Raw genomic sequence first — 1,263 nt, 5'->3', positions numbered from 1 at the left:
GCGGGTGGGGGACGTGGCGGTCTGGTCGGCGGCGCCGAGGACGGCCGAGGCCTGGGCCGCGTCGCGGTTCCAGATCGCCGCCGAGCCGCCGGCCTGGCCGCCGAACCCGGCCATGGCCTGGCGCAGCAGCATCTGCTGCAGCAGGGCCGAGTCGTCGCTCGCCGGGCCCAGGCCGGACGGCGCCGAGCCGCCCGCGCCCTGGTCCATGGCCGCCAGCAGGGCGGCCAGGGATCCGGCCCCGGCCAGGCCGCCGCCGGTCTCGCCGCGCCACCAGGCCTGGTCCTGGCCGATCGTCGAACCGACCATGGGCCCGGTCGAAACCACGCCGTCGAGCGGCTCGCTGGCCGCCACGCCGCCGAAGCCGCCAAGACCGCCGGCGCCGAAGTCCACGCCCAGGCCGTTGGCCGCCGCCGGACCGCCGGCGGCGTTGGCCCCCGGCCCGCCGGCCGACACCCCCGCCCCGGCCTGGGCCAGGCCCTGGGCGACCAGGTCCGCCCCGGCCTGGGCCCCGCGCGTCAGGGCGTTGTTCAGCGCCTGGCCCGACGAGATCGCCTTCAGCCCGGCCAGGTTCTGCTGGCCCTCCATGCCGCTGGCCTGGCCCGACAGCCACGCCGCCCGCTGCGAGGCGTCCATCTTCTTCCAGCGCTTGGCGATCGCCGCGTCGACCTTGTCGTGGTCGGAGAAGTCCACCTGGGCGGCGGCCTTGACCTCGGCGTAGCTSGCCCCGAGCTTGTCCAGCAGSCCYTTCTTGGCCTTGATCCGCGAGGCCTTGGCCGCGGCCTTGGGGTCGTTGACCAGTTGGCCCAGCGTCCCGTCCTCGTCGCGCGCGCCCCACTCGGCCTGGTACTCGCCGGCATAGAGGCCYTCGGASCCCAGCACCCGGCGCGCCAGGGCCACGTCGTAGCCCTCGCCCGTGCGTCCGTCGGCCCACACGAAGCTGATGGTGTTCTGCACGAAGCTGTCGGTGGTCATCTCGCGGGTGTAGCCGGTGGCGGCCCCGCCCAGGTTGATGGCCTTGATCCCGGCCTCTTCCAGGGTGCGCAGCTCCTTGCTGGTCGAGCGGCCGTTCTGGTTGGCGTCGACGAACAGCAGGATCTTGCCGAAGTCCTTGTCGGCCTTGTCCAGCACCCCGTCGGCGTTGGTGTCCCAGGTGCGCAGGCCYTCCAGGTCGCTGGTCGCGCCCGGCTTGTCCTGCACGAACGAGATTTCCGACAGCGTGTTGATCGCCCCGTCGCCGTTGCGGTCGACCGCCAGGAAGCCGTC

The 1,263-nt window shown here is 74.1% G+C and carries 1 pseudogene; it reads right to left on the bottom strand.

The window, feature by feature from the left end:
* Positions 1 to 1,263, bottom strand: a pseudogene (locus AC1DYP_RS24770) (hypothetical protein); the annotation flags it as partial.

It is taken from the genome of Caulobacter sp. P1_D6, from assembly GCF_056406095.1.
The sequence above is the reverse complement of the archived record's forward strand: the minus strand, read 5'-3'. Positions and strand labels throughout refer to the sequence as shown.